Origin of the sequence: Leptospira mayottensis 200901116 (assembly GCF_000306675.2) — a bacterium.
Classification (GTDB): domain Bacteria; phylum Spirochaetota; class Leptospiria; order Leptospirales; family Leptospiraceae; genus Leptospira; species Leptospira mayottensis.
This window is the reverse complement of the sequence record NZ_CP024871.1, coordinates 3,374,440-3,392,289: the sequence shown is the minus strand read 5'-3', so window position 1 is coordinate 3,392,289 and position 17,850 is coordinate 3,374,440. Positions and strand designations below refer to the sequence as shown.

At 41.8% G+C, this 17,850-nt stretch carries 9 protein-coding genes and 1 pseudogene; 4 read left to right on the top strand and 6 right to left on the bottom strand.

What is annotated here, in order from left to right; genetic code table 11:
• Window positions 1-83 precede the first annotated feature (83 nt).
• The 3 genes from LEP1GSC190_RS15510 (at window position 84) to LEP1GSC190_RS15500 (ending at window position 1,025) form a co-directional block, all read left to right on the top strand.
• On the top strand, window positions 84-437 hold the full coding sequence (locus LEP1GSC190_RS15510) for a helix-turn-helix domain-containing protein (RefSeq protein WP_002747181.1): 354 nt from the start codon (window positions 84-86) through the stop codon (window positions 435-437).
• 105 nt (window positions 438-542) lie between these two features.
• Window positions 543-791, top strand: coding sequence for a hypothetical protein (locus LEP1GSC190_RS15505; protein ID WP_173380610.1), 249 nt, complete (start codon window positions 543-545; stop codon window positions 789-791).
• 12 nt (window positions 792-803) lie between these two features.
• Complete coding sequence (locus tag LEP1GSC190_RS15500) at window positions 804-1,025, top strand: hypothetical protein (RefSeq protein WP_002747185.1); 222 nt, start codon at window positions 804-806, stop codon at window positions 1,023-1,025.
• Window positions 1,026-1,130: 105 nt separating this feature from the next.
• Here LEP1GSC190_RS15500 and LEP1GSC190_RS15495 read toward each other — a convergent pair whose 3' ends face one another.
• From LEP1GSC190_RS15495 to LEP1GSC190_RS21205, 4 genes and pseudogenes are all read right to left on the bottom strand, one after another.
• Window positions 1,131-1,400: a hypothetical protein gene (locus LEP1GSC190_RS15495; protein WP_237578316.1), complete on the bottom strand. Its 270-nt coding sequence runs from the start codon at window positions 1,398-1,400 to the stop codon at window positions 1,131-1,133.
• Window positions 1,401-1,490: 90 nt separating this feature from the next.
• The gene (locus LEP1GSC190_RS20450) at window positions 1,491-1,832 is read right to left on the bottom strand and encodes a hypothetical protein (protein ID WP_237578315.1); all 342 of its coding nucleotides are present in this window, start codon (window positions 1,830-1,832) and stop codon (window positions 1,491-1,493) included.
• 310 nt (window positions 1,833-2,142) lie between these two features.
• Window positions 2,143-4,470, bottom strand: a complete 2,328-nt coding sequence (locus LEP1GSC190_RS21210; protein ID WP_420844266.1) for a peptidoglycan DD-metalloendopeptidase family protein — start codon at window positions 4,468-4,470, stop codon at window positions 2,143-2,145.
• Window positions 4,470-8,615, bottom strand: a pseudogene (locus LEP1GSC190_RS21205) (hypothetical protein); the annotation flags it as partial. The pseudogene LEP1GSC190_RS21205 and the gene LEP1GSC190_RS21210, both read right to left, overlap by 1 nt.
• Window positions 8,616-8,880: 265 nt before the next feature.
• Between LEP1GSC190_RS21205 and LEP1GSC190_RS15480 the strand changes: the two are divergent.
• A complete protein-coding gene (locus LEP1GSC190_RS15480; protein WP_117344641.1) occupies window positions 8,881-10,266 on the top strand; it encodes a DDE-type integrase/transposase/recombinase in 1,386 nt (461 codons plus the stop codon).
• 147 nt (window positions 10,267-10,413) lie between these two features.
• Here the strand turns inward: LEP1GSC190_RS15480 and LEP1GSC190_RS15475 are convergent, their stop codons facing one another.
• Window positions 10,414-10,947, bottom strand: coding sequence for a leucine-rich repeat domain-containing protein (locus tag LEP1GSC190_RS15475; RefSeq protein ID WP_002763976.1), 534 nt, complete (start codon window positions 10,945-10,947; stop codon window positions 10,414-10,416).
• Entirely contained in the window at window positions 10,947-17,630 is a 6,684-nt protein-coding gene (locus tag LEP1GSC190_RS15470) for a hypothetical protein (protein WP_237578314.1), read from the bottom strand. Before LEP1GSC190_RS15470 ends, LEP1GSC190_RS15475 begins: the two co-directional genes overlap by 1 nt.
• Window positions 17,631-17,850: the final 220 nt, after the last annotated feature.

Genomic DNA, 17,850 nt, shown 5'->3' with positions numbered 1-17,850 from the left:
CGTTTTTTTCTTCTTTTTCAAGAATTACTTTATATTTTTTCAAATATATACAGCCTCTACGCTCCATGTATAAGGATTGAATCATGCCGTCTTTTGGTGATAAAGTTAAGAAATTAAGAAAGGAAAAGGATTGGTCGCAAGATGAATTCGCCGCTAAGATCGGAGTCCATGGTCGACACATTGGAAAATATGAAAACGGCTCAACCATGCCAAACTCTGAGACGGTCATTAAGATGGCGAAAGTATTTGAAGTCTCAACAGACTATTTACTTTTAGAAGAAGGAAATGCAAACCCTGCCTCCAAAATTAGAGACCAGGCTTTACTCAAAGAATTTGAAATTGTAGATCAGATGAGCGAAAAAGATCGAGAAGTCATTAAATCACTCATAGACGCTTTCATCAAAAAAGGACGAATGGAACAGGTTTTAGGAAAATAATAGAATAAAAATCTAAAAAAAGTTCAAATCGCTAAAAGAAACATATATGATACCAAATCAAACATCCATAGTTTATTAAATTTACTGAATATAATGAACTCTTCCATGAAAGCAATTCATCCCAAATTCATCACAGACCATAAAGGCAAAAAACTCTCAGTCGTTATTTCAATCAAAGAATTCAACACTCTTTTAAAAGAACTCCAAAATGCACGTCGTAGTCGGGCAAATGACAAAGAACCAACTAAAAAAGAAATCCTCGCAAGTATCAAACAAGGGATGAAAGAGGTCGAACTCCACAAACAAGGTAAAATAAAACTTAAATCCGCTAAAGAATTGCTCGATGAACTTTAAAAAGAACAATCAATGATTAGAACAAGAATCACTCCCAAAAACACAGATCTCCATCTTTCCATTCCGGAAATGTATGTAGGGAAAAATATCGAAGTCCTCCTTTACGCAGTCGATGAAATCAAAGAAGAACCAAAAAGCCCGGTTACCATGAAAGACTTTCGTGGAACGCTCTCAAAAGAATCAGCCGCTAAACTCCAAGAAAAGATTCAAAAAGAAAGAGAAGAATGGAACTGAAATTCCTTCTAACATTCTAAATACAAAAAAGCCGACGCTCCCGCCGGCCAAGTTTGGTACACGTTACACTTTCGATTTTAAAAAATATTTCAAACTCGAAGTCGTTTAAGAACCAGCCAGCTCGTATTCAACTATTCTGATATATTTAGAAGTATGAATCTGTCTTACCGTTTCTTTGATCTTTTCCAAGTCCTCAAACGGAACTTCCACTTTTACAAGCGATCCACTCTCTGTATCAAAGTAGACGCAAGGAACTTTACCGTCCCAAGTTGTATCCACATACATACGGCGGCCCGTCGTTTTGCTTCGGACCGCTTCGCCCAAAGAGAAGCTCGTTCGAGAGGTCGGGAAGTGTGGTTCTGTTCGGTCTTGCATTGTTGGAGGGTGTTAGTTTGTGTGTGATGGCTCAGGATATCCGGACTAACCTCTTTAGCTTTCGCAGAGAAGATACACCGTATTTAAACTTCACATTCGAATTAAAATATTACCTTTATTCAAAGCTGGTATTAAATCTTTAGCATCCTCAGGCAAGCCGCCTTCTCTGTATTTTTCTGAATCAATTATTTCAATTGTATTGTTAGTTAGAATCTTAACTGTTAAAATCTCTTTATTATTCGAAATAACCTTCATTAAACTACCATTCTTAATATAAGAAATGTTATCGAATTCGAAGCGGCCAAAATCGCCATACGGATTCAACAAAACTTTGTTAAGTCGAATTTCTAAAAAAATAAATTGAGAAAAATCTTGAGGGAAGTAGCTGAGTGGTAATTCGGACCAGGTTCCAGATAATTCAAATTTATTCACATCTTTCGTAGAGTCGTTTTGTAATGAATTTACTGAGGAACTTAAAGTCCAACCTTGAGTATTATTTACCTTTACAAGAGACCATTCAAATTCTTTTTCCTCCGCACCAAGAAAGTCAGTAATCTTAACGATTTTTTTTCTTTAATCTCGAATTCATTTCCTTTCACTAAAGAAGAGACAACCTCACTCCCGGAGACTGTCTCTTTGTATAAAGGCAATTTTACGTTGGATGAAAATTTCTGTTTTTCAGAAGCAAATTTTGAACATGCAACAACTAATATAAGCAAAAAAATGATTCTTTTCATAATTTCTAATTTTTACCCTCAAATTTATTCCAATCAAAAAGCATTGGATCAGTTTCTTTTAACTTACCATTCGTAGGTTTGTAAATCGTAAAATGCATATGTGGCCCTCCTGGAGTGTTTCCAGATTGGCCGGATAGTGAAATTAAATCTCCTTTTTTTACGATTTGACCGGGTTTAACAAGAATTTCTGAGTTATGAGCATAATATGTATATACCTTTTCTCCATTCGCATTCGTGTGCTCGATTGAAATTGTTGCCCCCCCTTTATCGTTTTTATTCACTTTATTAGGATCGCTATTTCTTAGAAAATTATCCGGTTTATCATGAAGTAAAGAAACTTTACCATCCGCTACAGCTACAATAGGAGTTCCAATCGGAGTCATCAAATCAACCGCACCGTGTAATTGATTTGTTCGAGGTTCAGAGAAGACGCCATCTCTTCCTTCTTTAAATGGGATTGGTGTTCTGGCTCCATTCGAATATTCAGTTAAACCACCGCCTTTACTCGTCGTATTTGAATTTGTCTTTTCCTGATTTCCCTTGTCGGCCGGAGCCCTTAGCTCGGCTGATCTGTCAGACTGTTGCTTCAACCCAGCCCTTTGGCTTTCTAAATGTTTCAATTCATCCATTTTTTGGGAAATGATTTTCGCCGCTACTTTCTCTGGAGTGATACCGGATTCATCCATTGCACCGTTACCACTTGCAAGTGAGACTCCTTCTTCAAGCTCTCTCTTCAATTTAGAAATTCTTTCATCTAAATTATGCTCAGGAGAATCAGGTTTTTTAGAATTATTCGGATCGGAGGACGTTCCATGACTTGCATCTCCGTCACCGTCATTCTTTCTCCCCGCAACCTCAACTCCAGCCCCTGCGATCGCCGCTGCTCCAGATTCTTGATTGTTCCTATTTTGAGCGCCTCTGGATGCTTCTTGCGCATCCGCGTCTTCTTTCGCTTTTCCGGAAATAAAGTCGGCCTTCCACTTGTCGGCTAAAAAGTTCGTGTTTGCTTGGAATCCACCTGACTCACTCCAGTTTCCTGCATTGACTCCTCCCGATGCGTTAAGCGCTGCTGATACTCCGTCTCTTTGATTGAAACTTAAAGTTCCACCGGCTCCTTTCATTTGATTTGCAAGTGAATTCTTCGCTTTGTCTTTGTCTCCAGGAGCTTCGTATCCGATGTTTCCACCGACACCACCTTTCTCGCTCCAACTGATTCCGCCATTGACTCCATTACTAAAACTTTTACTAAGGCTTGCACCAAATCCGTCTCCTTCGTTGTAACTGAGTGCTAAGCCCGTTCCGTTTTGGGATGTAAATCCCGCGTTTCCACTTACACTTCCTGTTTTACTGTTGTAGCTCAGTCCTGCGTTAAATCCGCCTTTTGTTAAACCGACATCCACCGATGTTCCGCCTCGTTCGGAGATGCCGACGCTCACTGTGGCAGGTCCATAGCCGACTCCTACGCTTGCACCGAATCCGTTCTCTGCGGAGTAGCTAAGGCCTACGTTAACCGCTCCTCCGGTAAAACTTTTGACAGCAGCTCCTGCAGCTCCACCCACAGCACCGACGAGCGCACCTTTTAATCCTCCGCTTGCAGCTCCTGTGGCGGCACCCAGGCCTGCACCCACTGCCATAGCGACCATCAGAGAAGCTCCGCCGGTGAAGGGCGCTGCCGCTACTGCTACCACTGTTGTCACCATTTGGAACTCTTGGCTTTGATACCATTGTTCTTTCGGTTTGTTCATCTTCTCCATCTGATTGGAGATAAGCCATGTAGGTAATCCGGTTGCTTTCGAAATTGCGTTTACGGTCTCGTCTTTGACATACGCTTTCACTGCGTCTTTCATGCTACTTCCACCGACAAGTGCCCCTACGAGACTTGCAGGTAATCCAGTTGCTTCGGCCACGGCTCCCGTTATGCGGCTTTGTGCTTCCGACTTCACCGCTTGGGTAAATCTTTGTCCCATGCTTCCGGATCCGCCGTTCATTCCATTCAAAATTGTAAATAGAAATCCCTTGCTTTCCTTATCCGCGTCATTCGCCTTTGCTTGTTTCTCGATTCTATTTTGAATGTCTTCGGAGTAGACGGCATATTTTTGATTTACGTTCGAGAGTTGACTCTCTGCGTTTTGAGTTCCCACTAACTTCAAGTTGAAGTTGTAGCCTAAATTCGATATATCAAATCCGGATGTTACGATCAAATACTGCATTCCGTAGCTAATTTCTACAGGTATGCCTTTGACGCTCACCGAGCCTTTGAGTTCTCTGCTTCCTCCAAAAACTGTGTCGTCAATGTTTGCTCCTTCATACATCGCTTTGCCGATCTTCTTCATATCTCCGCTTTGGCCTTTGAAACTTTCTGTTCCGAAGTTGTATTTCGATCCTTGTTCGTGATAATTTTGAGTCCTCCCATTTCTCCTTCGAACATGCCTTTCAAGTCGCCTGGTAAAGCTTGAAAGGAGGCTACCGTTGTATCCCGATTTTCTTTGTAGAGTTCCTTTTTGTAGTCTCGGATTTCTTGATTCTGTGCGTATTCTTCTTTGATCTCGTTTGTTTTGTCGCTGAACTGAGCAAACATCGTCTCTACGTTCTTTTGGAGATTGTCGATGTAGTTTTTAACTCCCAGTACCATTTCTGCGTTGAACCTTGTCGCGTTTGGATTCATCATATCCACGCTCAAGTTTCCTGGATTGAATTTTGTGTCTATTCTAATATATTGATATTCTAAATCGGGAGAATAACTCGTGCTCTTCATCGCACTGCCGTCGATTTCGATTTCTCCGCTGTAGATCTGTCTGTAAGCGGATATTCCTTCTCCATCCGTTCGGAAAGAATATCCTGCGTCTCTGAGATATTTGTAATCTTCTCCGTTCGTCAGAGCTTCGAGTAACGTCTTTTGAAGTTGGTTACTTCTTTCTTCGTTGTCTTTTTGAAGTTTCTTTGCGTAATCGTCTAAGTATTTGGACACTGCGCTGTTTGCTGCCAAGTTGATTGCTTGGCTGCTTCCTTGGAGTAGGGTTTGTAATGCATTCAAATCGTTTTGGTTTGTCACAAGTGAATTCATGTGGGCAAGTAGTTCGTCTGCCTTTTTTTGTTTTTCTTCCAGCTCTTTCTCTTGTGCTTGTATGTATTGGCTCACTCCGTTTGCGCTTACTTCTTGTGGGAGTGTGCTTTGTATGCTTGCGATCATTTCTTGCAATCCATCCAAGAGTCCTTCTCCGATATTACGGTTTGCTAATTCTTTGGATTCGAGTAGCAACCGTTCCACTCGTTCTTTGTTTTCTTCTCCTTGTTTGTTTAGGTTTGTCGCCGTTTGGATCATTCCTTGGATTTGGTTGTAACTTTCTCCTTCGGAAATAATTCCTGCTACAGCGTTTTTTCCTTCTTGGATTTGTTTTTGAACTTGAGTTGTATTTTGAAAGTTTTTGTTGAGTAGGTTATCTCTGTAACTTAGGAAAGAATTTTTGGTATATGTCAATCCTCGGTTGTCTATTTCACTCGTAATTTCTTCTCCCAAGTTGTAGTATTTCTTTTTTAAATATCCTAAAGCGTTGTTTTTTTCTCTCACCGCATAACCAGTGTATAGCGCTGCTTCGTCGAATTTTGCTTCGCTTCTTGCTTTGTCTGCTAACTCTTGATATCTTTCGGATTTCTCAAAGTATTCGTTTGCGGTTTTTAAATATGTGATCTCTTCATCGACTACTTCTGCTTGTAGTGTTGTCGCGACTGCAATGTCTGCGATCATGTTCGTATACAAGGTTTCTTTTGCTTGGCTTGTGTTGTTGCGACCGTTAAAGTTAAATCCTCCGTTGGTTCCATTGATTTCATTTTGCCAAAACGTTTGGTTTTGTCCGCTCGTTGTAATTTGGGTTTGGAGTGTTTGCAACTCTATATTGTCTACGATATATGCCCCGTTTCCGTAAATCGTTTGTGCCAGTGCATTGATTCGATTACTTGCGCTGAGTTCTGCTGTTTTGTAGGCTTCGCTTCTTCCAAAAGAATCCGCGATTGTTTGAGAGAGGTTGGCTCCTTGTCCGTTCCAACTTGTTTGGTTTTGTTGATTCGTTAATGCTTGTTGCATTACGTTTCCTGCCGCTGCATATTGATACGTTTGGTAAAGTCCGGTGGCCGCGTTGTAAAGCCCGGTTGTATTTGTCTCCGAGTTTGTAATTTGTGTTTGTAGTTGGTTTGCTTGCGGAATTGCGTTTGTTTGGAATTGTGTTTCTCCGTCAGTTGCAGTTACCGCTTGTTGTAATATATCTTTTGCGGATAAATACCAGTTGAGTTCCGATTGTTGGAAGATTGATATTGTGTTGTCCCAGTTTTCTTGTCCGCTTCTGTATTGGCTATTTGCGTTATCCGCGCTTCCTGCAATTCCTGCCATTTGGTAACCGTAAACTTCTGTGACCCAGGCTCCTCTTGCCGCCTTCATGAGATTAATCTGATTATCATAGTTGGAAATTGTAGATTGTTTCGTTTGTTCCAGTTCTAATAGTTTTGCTTGGTATTCTTCTTCGTATGTTTGCGATCTTTCTTCCCAGTCTTTCAACGGATTAACCAGAGACAAAAAAGTAGATGCAATATTTGTAAACTGTGTTTTCATGCTCGTCCAAAAGTTTTGGTTCGCTTGCATTGCAGAGTCTATGTATTTGTATTTGGTTTGTATTTGAACTTGGTTGTTCAATCCCAAAGATCCATACCAGTTGGAACTATTTAAAGCGGTTCCGCCTAAATATACTTTGGTTTCAAGAGCCACACCCGATCCGGCCACCGCGTTCCCAGCTTGGGAGGATTGTCCAAATGCAGTGTTATAACTTCCGAATATTGCATTTCGAATATTATTGTTGTTTGTTATCTGTTGTTGGTTGAACGTCCCGCTTGCAAATACTGTATAGTTTTGGTCGATAACTGTGTCTCGGGTATATCCGCAGAATTCGAATCTGTCACCACAATAGACACCGTTGGACTCGTAACCTCCAAATCCACCGACACAAGTTCCGCCGAAATCCCATGCTTGACAACTGATTTGGTAATGTGAGTTTTCAATATATGCGGACGAACCATATGAACCTTGGCCCACCGTGCCGGTTTCATCCGATTGATAGACCAAAGAACCGCTGCTCGCTCTCCATCCATATACACTTCCATTACTGTTGTATACGATCGATCGATTCCCACTGGCTACGTTGTTACATCCTGATCCTTCATAATTCGTACAGCTTATGGAAGAGTTCCCCACGATCTGAGAATACGCAACCGTCTGTGTCGCATACGTCTCTTGCCATTTGGTAATATTCCAGTAGTCGGCTTTTGCGGTTGCGTTTGAAATCTGACTTTGGAAAAAATTTCCCAGTGTTTGCGCTAACGTGCCGAGGGATGCGTTAGAATTCAGAGCATCCTGTAGATCTTCCAACAATTCGTCCATGTCCCCAAACACGGATGTCAAACTCGGATCACTCGATGCATTTGTTTTCAATTGATTTTCTTGAGAACGTATATTTGTAATTGTGGATTGAAGCGCGTTTCTCATTTGGCTTTGAGCGTTTGCAATCAATTGTTTGTTCGCCAACCACTGGGCTTTTGTTTGTTCGATTCCATTCAAATAACTTAATTTATCATTTTCGAGTCCTGTAATCGATTGATTCCATTGCAGGATTCCATTCTGGATCGCATTTAAGGAATTCTGTTCCCAGGTGTTTTGTTTGTTAAGTAAATCCTGCCATTTAGAATCCCAGAGCTGGGTTCCTTGGTAATAACTCTGTGCCGCTTGTGCGGGGTTTGTTGCTTGGGCGGCAGGAGTAGTGGTTACAGTTTGCACAGTCGGATTGATCGTATTCACCGCATTTGTGTTCGTCGATGTTACGTTGTTCGATGTGTTTTGGGATAATGTCGCTAAAAAGATTTGTAACTCTGCTTGTATGTACGCGTTTACGTCCGCGATCCATTGGTTCTTTGCCTGTTGTTTCTGCAATTCCAACTGAGCTCTTACAGCGTCTTTGTAAACATTTACGTTATTCACCGTGTCCGAGTTATTCACTCCACCCACGATCGCTTCTATCTCCGCGTTGACTCCCGTTTCCCAAGCGGCTTCTAATACTTGTTCTCCGTTGTTCACCGAATTTAAAAACGTTCCCGAATCCGTGGCTCCGGCTTTTGCCGCGTCCACGTAAGGTTTTAATTCGTCGTTTGCAAATTGTTTTGTCGATCCAAGCGTCGGCACACTTTGAGCGTCCAGAGAACTGGAGGACAAAAAACTGAAAACGGTCAGAGGTATGACAAAGGATATATGAAACGAAAAGATCGTGATTAAACTTACGATCTTTGTTTTAAAGGAAAAACGATTCGGAGAACTGACGACTGAGCACGGAAAACTGGGGACAGTGGGGCGAATTTTTCTTCGCTTCCGCGAAGAAAAACCGCGCTCTTCGCTCCAATCTGCATCGCAACATGTTAGCATTTCCGTATATTCCAGTTTCATCCTTCAATTCATGTTGCGTCGCAGGATTTCTGCTGCGATCGCTTTCGCTTCGTAGTTCGATGTTTGGTCTTTAAAACTCAAAAGCTGAATTCCAAACCCGTGATGCAACTTTTCCCCCGTTTCCGTCCTCTAAAGACTCGAACAAGATTGAAAAAATTTGTGATTTGTGTCAATTATCATATCACTGACAAATAACAAAAATTAGGCGTTCAGCAAAAAAAGATTCATATTGTGATGAAAATATTACGATGTATTCACAGATAACATGCAGACAGCGACCCATTCATCAGTCATACTTCCTACAATCCCTAAAAAAAACAGGAATTCATACGATACATTCTGGAAATTCAATGTCGCTAACGGCGTTATTACTTCCGAGCAGCTCAAAGGGTTACCGAAATCCACCGTTCACTCTCTAAAAAACAAAGATCCAGATTCCTTTCGTCATATCTACGGGTTTCGGTTTAACGGGATGGAGCCGAATCTTCAAAGAGAAGCTAACTACCTTTCCATACGCTTGGAAAACTCTCTTACCCTTCAAAAAGGGATCATCGCTCTTGCAAAAATCAAACTATGTCTTCTTCAGATCAAATCTCTTCCGAAAAAGATGAAAAACTCAATTCAAGTTAAAGAAAAAATCGTCCGTACCATTCAAAGAGTAAGGGACGACCTTGGATTCGAAAGAACATTAAGGAAGTTTCATATCTCAAAGTCCACTTTTCACAGCTGGTTTTTCCAAGTGCGGTTCCGATGTAGTAGTTCCTGGGAAAAACTCTGCCACAAGCGGTTTGTCGGTCAGATTTCAGTCAAGGAAATCGATTCTTTAAAAAATCTTCTTTTGGAAAAAGCTACTTTGTTTTGGCCTCTTTCTTCCATTTGGGGATACGCTAGAAAAAACGACATTCTGCATTGCAGCTTATCTTCCTTTTACAAATGGGCAAGAGTGATTCGTCCCGAACTCTTTTCAAACAAGTTTAAGAAGCTAAAGAAAGAAGGTTTTAAAACCTACCGTCCCAATGAAGTTTGGCATTGCGATATCACTCAGTTTGTCACCAAAGACAACGTCAAATCTCATATTTACATCTTGATTGATAACTTCTCTAAGATGATTTTAGCGTTTAGAGTCGCTGCCCAAGTCGACAGCGACATCTGTGCTTCGTTAGTCGAGGAAGCCATTTCCAAGTATCAAACCTCTTTTTCCAAATTGACCTTACCCGATCTTTTTCCTTTAATCAATCTCAATCTTTCTAAAGAATCTTCTTTCGTTCATTTGATGACCGACGGGGGGCCCGAAAATCAAGGCGCTCTCGACAGAATGATTTTTGATTACAAGCTTCCAATCAACAAAATTACCGCAGGTAAAGACGTTTCATTTTCTAACAGTCCCATAGAGGCAATCCACAAAATCACAAAGTATCAGTGCCTTCATCATTTAGATATTCCTAATAGACAATCTTTGATTCAAAAATTGTCCGAATGGATTCCCATCTACAACGATCAACGGCCCAACAGAGCCGGCCGTTATCTACTCACTCCTTCCGAAATCTTTCGCGGTAAATCCATTGATTCTAATTTGCTAAACCAACAATCGAAAGACGCTAAAAAACAAAGATACCTCCTTAATAAAGTTACATCCTGCGGAGTTTGTTAGAATACAGGTTTCAAATCCGGTAATTAACCCAATCATCATTTACACTTTTATAATGTGATGTCTCTCTTCACATCATCCCTGCAACTTTCATGCCGGTTCACTTTTGTGAACCGTTTAGTCCAGTTTGCACTTGGAATGTGCTCGGAATCACTGAGTTGTAACACCAGCCTTCGGCAATCCCTTTCTCAGCTTTTTCAATCCTTGTTCGGAAATTTCCGTACCAGACAGCTCTAACATTGAAAGTTGTTTCATTTTCAACAAATGAGGAATACAGCCGTCATCAATAGTAGTAATTTCATCTAAATGAAGCCGAGTAATCGTTTTACTTTTAGAAATATGTTCAATTCCTTTGTTGGTTATTTTAGTTCTTAGCAAAGACAGAGATTCTAATTTTGGAAGCGTAGAAATCTGTTTCAACCCTTCATCTGTGATTTTGGAATCGCTTAAATTCAATGTGTCCAAATTGGGAAACACAACAAGGTATTGCATTCCTTCATCCGTCATTTCCTTCATTCCTAAGTTATCAAATTTCTCCGGTTCCAATTTTTCTTCATATTGTTTGAAACTTGGGCTGATGGAGCTGTAATACTCATATGCCTTTTCTTTCAGACTTTTTTCCGCAAAAATTCCCATAGTTCCCGCCAATCCTAAAATTAAAATCGCTATCAACTTCGTTTTCATCAATTTCCTCCAGTTAATAAATCTAATGCTTTCTTCTTGTAATGACTTGTATAGTCAAAAGCGGGCAATCCTTGAGATTGTCTTACCTCTGGACCAAACGTCACACCTTGAATAAATCCGGAATGTGTTTCGGCGTTATCTACTTTCGTGTGCATATGATATGCCGGTGCGGATAACATTCCAAATCTTGGACTATTCTTGTTTGTATTGATCGATACAGCCATGTTTCCTGTAATTCCTGTATATCCAATCGGAGTTCCGTACGGCAATGGAGTTTTGTTTTTGAAAGCATTATACGCTACATCCGGCATTTGATTCAGAACATGTCGATGATATTCCACGATTTTCTTACCATTGATCATAGTTTCTGTTACGATTTCGTTACCGCCTAAGCTTCGCTTATTTATTTCCTTTATCTTAAACGTACCACCTTCCGGACCCCAAACCGATTGCGCCGCTCCTTTCGCTGCATGATAATCCCCGGAGTAAACTCCATTAGCTTTGTCAGTATGTAATTCCGTTTGAGTCCAAGGAGCTTTCACTCTTTCGTTTGGATTGGTTGGGATCAACGTATGATCCGCTCCGAGACCTTCCGTTCTGTAATACAGCTTTCCGGTTTTTTCATTTCGGATCAAATTGCCTCCGCTAGTTCCCGATTCAAGTTCCATGTTGATTAGCTTTTTGTGATAATCAGGATGCATACTTACATCGACTTCGCCTTTTTGCAAATAAGGCTTTTCACTTCTTTGTTTGTCTAAGTGATTTGATATTGCATCTTCACCAACTCGCAAGTGACGATCGGAGGCGCTTTCGGTTGAGTCCGACGCACCATATGCAGCACCATCTCCGATATTCTCGTGATGCAGTGACTGCATACTCAGCGTTTCATTGCCACCGAACGCGTTCTTAGCACCATCCCAAGCACTTGAGGCAACTCCGACAACGCTGTCGATTGCTCCATCGATCTTGTTACCAACCCAATCCAGACCGCCGCCTAACGTCTCAGCCGCCTTACCCAGAATGTGATCGAGGATTCCGTCTTCTTCTCTTCTTTGAGTTTCAATCCCTGCACCCGCGATCGCCGCTGCTCCAGATTCTTGATTATTTTTGCTTTGCGCGCCTCTGGATGCTTCTTGCGCATCCGCGTCTTCTTTCGCTTTTCCGGAAATAAAGTCTGCCTTCCACTTGTCGGCTAAAAAGTTTGTGTTTGCTTGGAATCCTCCGGACTCACTCCAGTTTCCTGCATTGACTCCTCCCGATGCGTTAAGCGCTGCTGATACTCCGTCTCTTTGATTGAAACTTAAAGTTCCACCGGCTCCTTTCATTTGATTTGCAAGTGAATTCTTCGCTTTGTCTTTGTCTCCAGGAGCTTCGTATCCGATGTTTCCACCGACACCGCCTTTCTCGCTCCAACTGATTCCGCCATTGACTCCATTACTAAAACTTTTACTAAGGCTTGCACCAAATCCGTCTCCTTCGTTGTAACTGAGTGCTAAGCCCGTTCCGTTTTGGGATGTAAATCCCGCGTTTCCACTTACGCTTCCTGTTTTACTGTTGTAGCTGAGTCCTGCATTGAATCCGCCTTTCGTTAAACCGACATCTACCGATGTTCCGCCTCGCTCGGAGATTCCCACTGTTGCTGTAGCGGGTCCATATCCGACTCCTACGCTTGCACCAAATCCATTTTCTGCGGAGTAGCTGAGGCCTACGTTAACCGCTCCTCCTGTAAAACTTTTGACAGCAGCTCCTGCAGCTCCACCCACAGCACCGACGAGCGCACCTTTTAATCCTCCGCTTGCAGCTCCTGTGGCGGCACCCAGGCCTGCACCCACTGCCATAGCGACCATCAGAGAAGCTCCGCCGGTGAAGGGCGCTGCTGCAACCGCTACAACTGTTGTTACTATTTGGAACTCTTGGCTTTGATACCATTGTTCTTTCGGCTTGTTCATCTTCTCCATCTGATTGGAGATGAGCCATGTCGGGATTCCGGTTGCTTTCGAAATTGCGTTTACAGTCTCGTCTTTGACATACGCTTTCACTGCGTCTTTCATACTACTTCCACCGACTAAAGCTCCGACAAGACTTGCAGGTAATCCGGTTGCTTCCGCAACGGCTCCCGTTATGCGGCTTTGTGCTTCCGACTTCACGGCTTGGGTAAATCTTTGGCCCATGCTTCCGGATCCGCCGTTCATTCCATTCAAAATTGTAAACAGAAAACCCTTGCTTTCTTTCTCCGCGTCATTCGCCTTTGCTTGTTTTTCGATCCGAGACTCAATGTCTTCGGAGTAGACGGCATATTTTTGATTTACGTTCGAGAGTTGACTCTCTGCGTTTTGAGTTCCCACTAACTTCAAGTTGAAGTTGTAGCCTAAATTCGATATATCAAATCCGGATGTTACGATCAAATACTGCATTCCGTAGCTAATTTCTACGGGTATGCCTTTGACGCTCACCGAGCCTTTTAATTCTCTGCTTCCTCCAAAAACTGTGTCGTCAATGTTTGCTCCTTCATACATCGCCTTTCCAATCTTCTTCATATCTCCGCTTTGGCCTTTGAAACTTTCTGTTCCGAAGTTGTATTTCGATCCTTGTTCGTGATAATTTTTGAGTCCTCCCATTTCTCCTTCGAACATGCCTTTCAAGTCGCCTGGTAAAGCTTGAAAGGAGGCTACCGTTGTATCCCGATTTTCTTTGTAGAGTTCCTTTTTGTAGTCTCGGATTTCTTGATTCTGTGCGTATTCTTCTTTGATCTCGTTTGTTTTGTCGCTGAACTGAGCAAACATCGTCTCCACGTTCTTTTGGAGATTGTCGATGTAGTTTTTAACTCCCAGTACCATTTCCGCGTTGAATCTTGTCGCGTTTGGATTCATCATATCCACGCTCAAGTTTCCTGGATTGAATTTTGTGTCTATTCTAATATATTGATATTCTAAATCGGGAGAATAACTCGTGCTCTTCATCGCACTTCCGTCGATTTCAATTTCTCCGCTGTAGATCTGTCGATACGCGGATATTCCTTCTCCATCCGTTCGGAAAGAATATCCTGCGTCTCGGAGATATTTGTAATCTTCTCCGTTCGTCAGAGCTTCGAGTAACGTCTTTTGAAGTTGGTTACTTCTTTCTTCGTTGTCTTTTTGAAGTTTCTTTGCGTAGTCGTCTAAGTATTTAGATACCGCGCTGTTTGCTGCTAGGTTGATTGCTTGGCTGCTTCCTTGGAGTAGGGTTTGTAATGCATTCAAATCGTTTTGGTTTGTCACAAGTGAATTCATGTGGGCAAGTAGTTCATCTGCCTTTTTTTGTTTTTCTTCCAGCTCTTTCTCTTGTGCTTGTATGTATTGGCTCACTCCGTTTGCGCTTACTTCTTGTGGGAGTGTGCTTTGTATGCTTGCGATCATTTCTTGCAATCCATCCAAGAGTCCTTCTCCGATATTACGGTTTGCTAATTCCTTCGATTCGAGTAGCAACCGTTCTACTCTTTCTTTGTTTTCTTCTCCTTGTTTGTTTAAGTTGGTCGCTGTTTGGATCATTCCTTGGATTTGGTTGTAACTTTCTCCTTCGGAAATAATTCCTGCTACTTGATTCTTTCCTTCTTGGATTTGTTTTTGAACTTGAGTTGTATTTTGAAAGTTTTTGTTGAGTAGGTTATCTCTGTAACTTAGGAAAGAATTTTTGGTATATGTCAATCCTCGGTTGTCTATTTCACTCGTAATTTCTTCTCCCAAGTTGTAGTATTTCTTTTTTAAATATCCTAAAGCGTTGTTTTTTTCTCTCACCGCATAACCAGTGTATAGCGCTGCTTCGTCGAATTTTGCTTCGCTTCTTGCTTTGTCTGCTAACTCTTGATATCTTTCGGATTTCTCAAAGTATTCGTTTGCGGTTTTTAAATATGTGATCTCTTCATCGACTACTTCTGCTTGTAGTGTTGTCGCGACTGCAATGTCTGCGATCATGTTCGTATACAAGGTTTCTTTTGCTTGGCTTGTGTTGTTGCGACCGTTAAAGTTAAATCCTCCGTTGGTTCCATTGATTTCATTTTGCCAAAACGTTTGGTTTTGTCCGCTCGTTGTAATTTGGGTTTGGAGTGTTTGCAACTCTATATTGTCTACGATATATGCCCCGTTTCCGTAAATCGTTTGTGCCAGTGCATTGATTCGATTACTTGCGCTGAGTTCTGCTGTTTTGTAGGCTTCGCTTCTTCCAAAAGAATCCGCGATTGTTTGAGAGAGGTTGGCTCCTTGTCCGTTCCAACTTGTTTGGTTTTGTTGATTCGTTAATGCTTGTTGCATTACGTTTCCTGCCGCTGCATATTGATACGTTTGATACAAACCTGTTGCTGCGTTGTAAAGCCCGGTTGTATTTGTCTCCGAGTTTGTAATTTGTGTTTGTAGTTGGTTTGCTTGCGGAATTGCGTTTGTTTGGAATTGTGTTTCTCCGTCAGTTGCAGTTACCGCTTGTTGTAATATATCTTTTGCGGATAAATACCAGTTGAGTTCCGATTGTTGGAAGATTGATATCGTATTATCCCAATTCTCTTGTCCGCTTCTGTATTGGCTATTTGCGTTATCCGCGCTTCCTGCAATTCCTGCCATTTGGTAACCGTAAACTTCTGTGACCCAGGCTCCTCTTGCCGCCTTCATGAGATTAATCTGATTATCATAGTTGGAAATTGTAGATTGTTTCGTTTGTTCCAGTTCTAATAGTTTTGCTTGGTATTCTTCTTCGTATGTTTGCGATCTTTCTTCCCAGTCTTTCAACGGATTGACCAAGGACAAAAATGTAGATGCAATATTTGTAAACTGAGTTTTCATACTCGTCCAAAAGTTCTGGTTTGCTTGCATCGCAGAGTCTATGTATTTGTATTTCGTTTGTATTTGAACTTGGTTATTCAATCCCAACGATCCATACCAGTTGGAACTATTTAAAGCGCTTCCTCCCAAATATACTTTTGTTTCCAATGCAACACTCGATCCGGAAACTGCATTTCCCGCTTGGGAGGATTGTCCAAATGCAGTGTTATAACTTCCGAATATTGCATTTCGAATATTATTGTTGTTTGTTATCTGTTGTTGGTTGAACGTCCCGCTTGCAAATACTGTATAGTTTTGGTCGATAACTGTGTCTCGGGTATATCCGCAGAATTCGAATCTGTCACCACAATAGACACCGTTGGACTCGTAACCTCCAAATCCACCGACACAAGTTCCGCCGAAATCCCATGCTTGACAACTGATTTGGTAATGTGAGTTTTCAATATATGCGGACGAACCATATGAACCTTGGCCCACCGTGCCGGTTTCATCCGATTGATAGACCAAAGAACCGCTGCTCGCTCTCCATCCATATACACTTCCATTACTGTTGTATACGATCGATCGATTCCCACTGGCTACGTTGTTACATCCTGATCCTTCATAATTCGTACAGCTTATGGAAGAGTTCCCCACGATCTGAGAATACGCAACCGTCTGTGTCGCATACGTCTCTTGCCATTTGGTAATATTCCAGTAGTCGGCTTTTGCGGTTGCGTTTGAAATCTGACTTTGGAAAAAATTTCCCAGTGTTTGCGCTAACGTGCCGAGGGATGCGTTAGAATTCAGAGCATCCTGTAGATCTTCCAACAATTCGTCCATGTCCCCAAACACGGATGTCAAACTCGGATCACTCGATGCATTTGTTTTCAATTGATTTTCTTGAGAACGTATATTTGTAATTGTGGATTGAAGCGCGTTTCTCATTTGGCTTTGAGCGTTTGCAATCAATTGTTTGTTCGCCAACCACTGGGCTTTTGTTTGTTCGATTCCATTCAAATAACTTAATTTATCATTTTCGAGTCCTGTAATCGATTGATTCCATTGCAGGATTCCATTCTGGATCGCATTTAAGGAATTCTGTTCCCAGGTGTTTTGTTTGTTAAGTAAATCCTGCCATTTAGAATCCCAGAGCTGGGTTCCTTGGTAATAACTCTGTGCCGCTTGTGCGGGGTTTGTTGCTTGGGCGGCAGGAGTAGTGGTTACAGTTTGCACAGTCGGATTGATCGTATTCACCGCATTTGTGTTCGTCGATGTTACGTTGTTCGATGTGTTTTGGGATAATGTCGCTAAAAAGATTTGTAACTCTGCTTGTATGTACGCGTTTACGTCCGCGATCCATTGGTTCTTTGCCTGTTGTTTCTGCAATTCCAACTGAGCTCTTACAGCGTCTTTGTAAACATTTACGTTATTCACCGTGTCCGAGTTATTCACTCCACCCACGATCGCTTCTATCTCCGCGTTGACTCCCGTTTCCCAAGCGGCTTCTAATACTTGTTCTCCGTTGTTCACCGAATTTAAAAACGTTCCCGAATCCGTGGCTCCGGCTTTTGCCGCGTCCACGTAAGGTTTTAATTCGTCGTTTGCAAATTGTTTTGTCGATCCAAGCGTCGGCACACTTTGAGCGTCCAGAGAACTGGAGGACAAAAAACTGAAAACGGTCAGAGGTATGACAAAGGATATATGAAACGAAAAGATCGTGATTAAACTTACGATCTTTGTTTTAAAGGAAAAACGATTCGGAGAACTGACGACTGAGCACGGAAAACTGGGGACAGTGGGGCGAATTTTTCTTCGCTTCCGCGAAGAAAAACCGCGCTCTTCGCTCCAATCTGCATCGCAACATGTTAGCATTTCCGTATATTCCAGTTTCATCCTTCAATTCATGTTGCGTCGCAGGATTTCTGCTGCGATCGCTTTCGCTTCGTAGTTCGATGTTTGGTCTTTAAAACTCAAAAGCTGAATTCCAAACCCGTGATGCAACTTTTCCCCCGTTTCCGTCCTCTAAAGACTCGAACAAGATTGAAAAAATTTGTGATTTGTGTCAATTATCATATCACTGACAAATAACAAAAATTAGGCGTTCAGCAAAAAA

What these genes read in the sequence shown, in the direction of transcription:
- LEP1GSC190_RS15500 (WP_002747185.1), top strand. Translation starts at nt 804, where the DNA reads ATGATTAGAACAAGAATCACTCCCAAAAACACAGATCTCCATCTTTCC.
- LEP1GSC190_RS15495 (WP_237578316.1), bottom strand. Translation starts at nt 1,400, where the DNA reads ATGCAAGACCGAACAGAACCACACTTCCCGACCTCTCGAACGAGCTTC.
- LEP1GSC190_RS21210 (WP_420844266.1), bottom strand. Translation starts at nt 4,470, where the DNA reads ATGAAGAAGATCGGCAAAGCGATGTATGAAGGAGCAAACATTGACGAC.
- LEP1GSC190_RS15470 (WP_237578314.1), bottom strand. Translation starts at nt 17,630, where the DNA reads ATGAAACTGGAATATACGGAAATGCTAACATGTTGCGATGCAGATTGG.
- LEP1GSC190_RS15505 (WP_173380610.1), top strand. Translation starts at nt 543, where the DNA reads ATGAAAGCAATTCATCCCAAATTCATCACAGACCATAAAGGCAAAAAA.
- LEP1GSC190_RS15510 (WP_002747181.1), top strand. Translation starts at nt 84, where the DNA reads ATGCCGTCTTTTGGTGATAAAGTTAAGAAATTAAGAAAGGAAAAGGAT.
- LEP1GSC190_RS15480 (WP_117344641.1), top strand. Translation starts at nt 8,881, where the DNA reads ATGCAGACAGCGACCCATTCATCAGTCATACTTCCTACAATCCCTAAA.
- LEP1GSC190_RS15475 (WP_002763976.1), bottom strand. Translation starts at nt 10,947, where the DNA reads ATGAAAACGAAGTTGATAGCGATTTTAATTTTAGGATTGGCGGGAACT.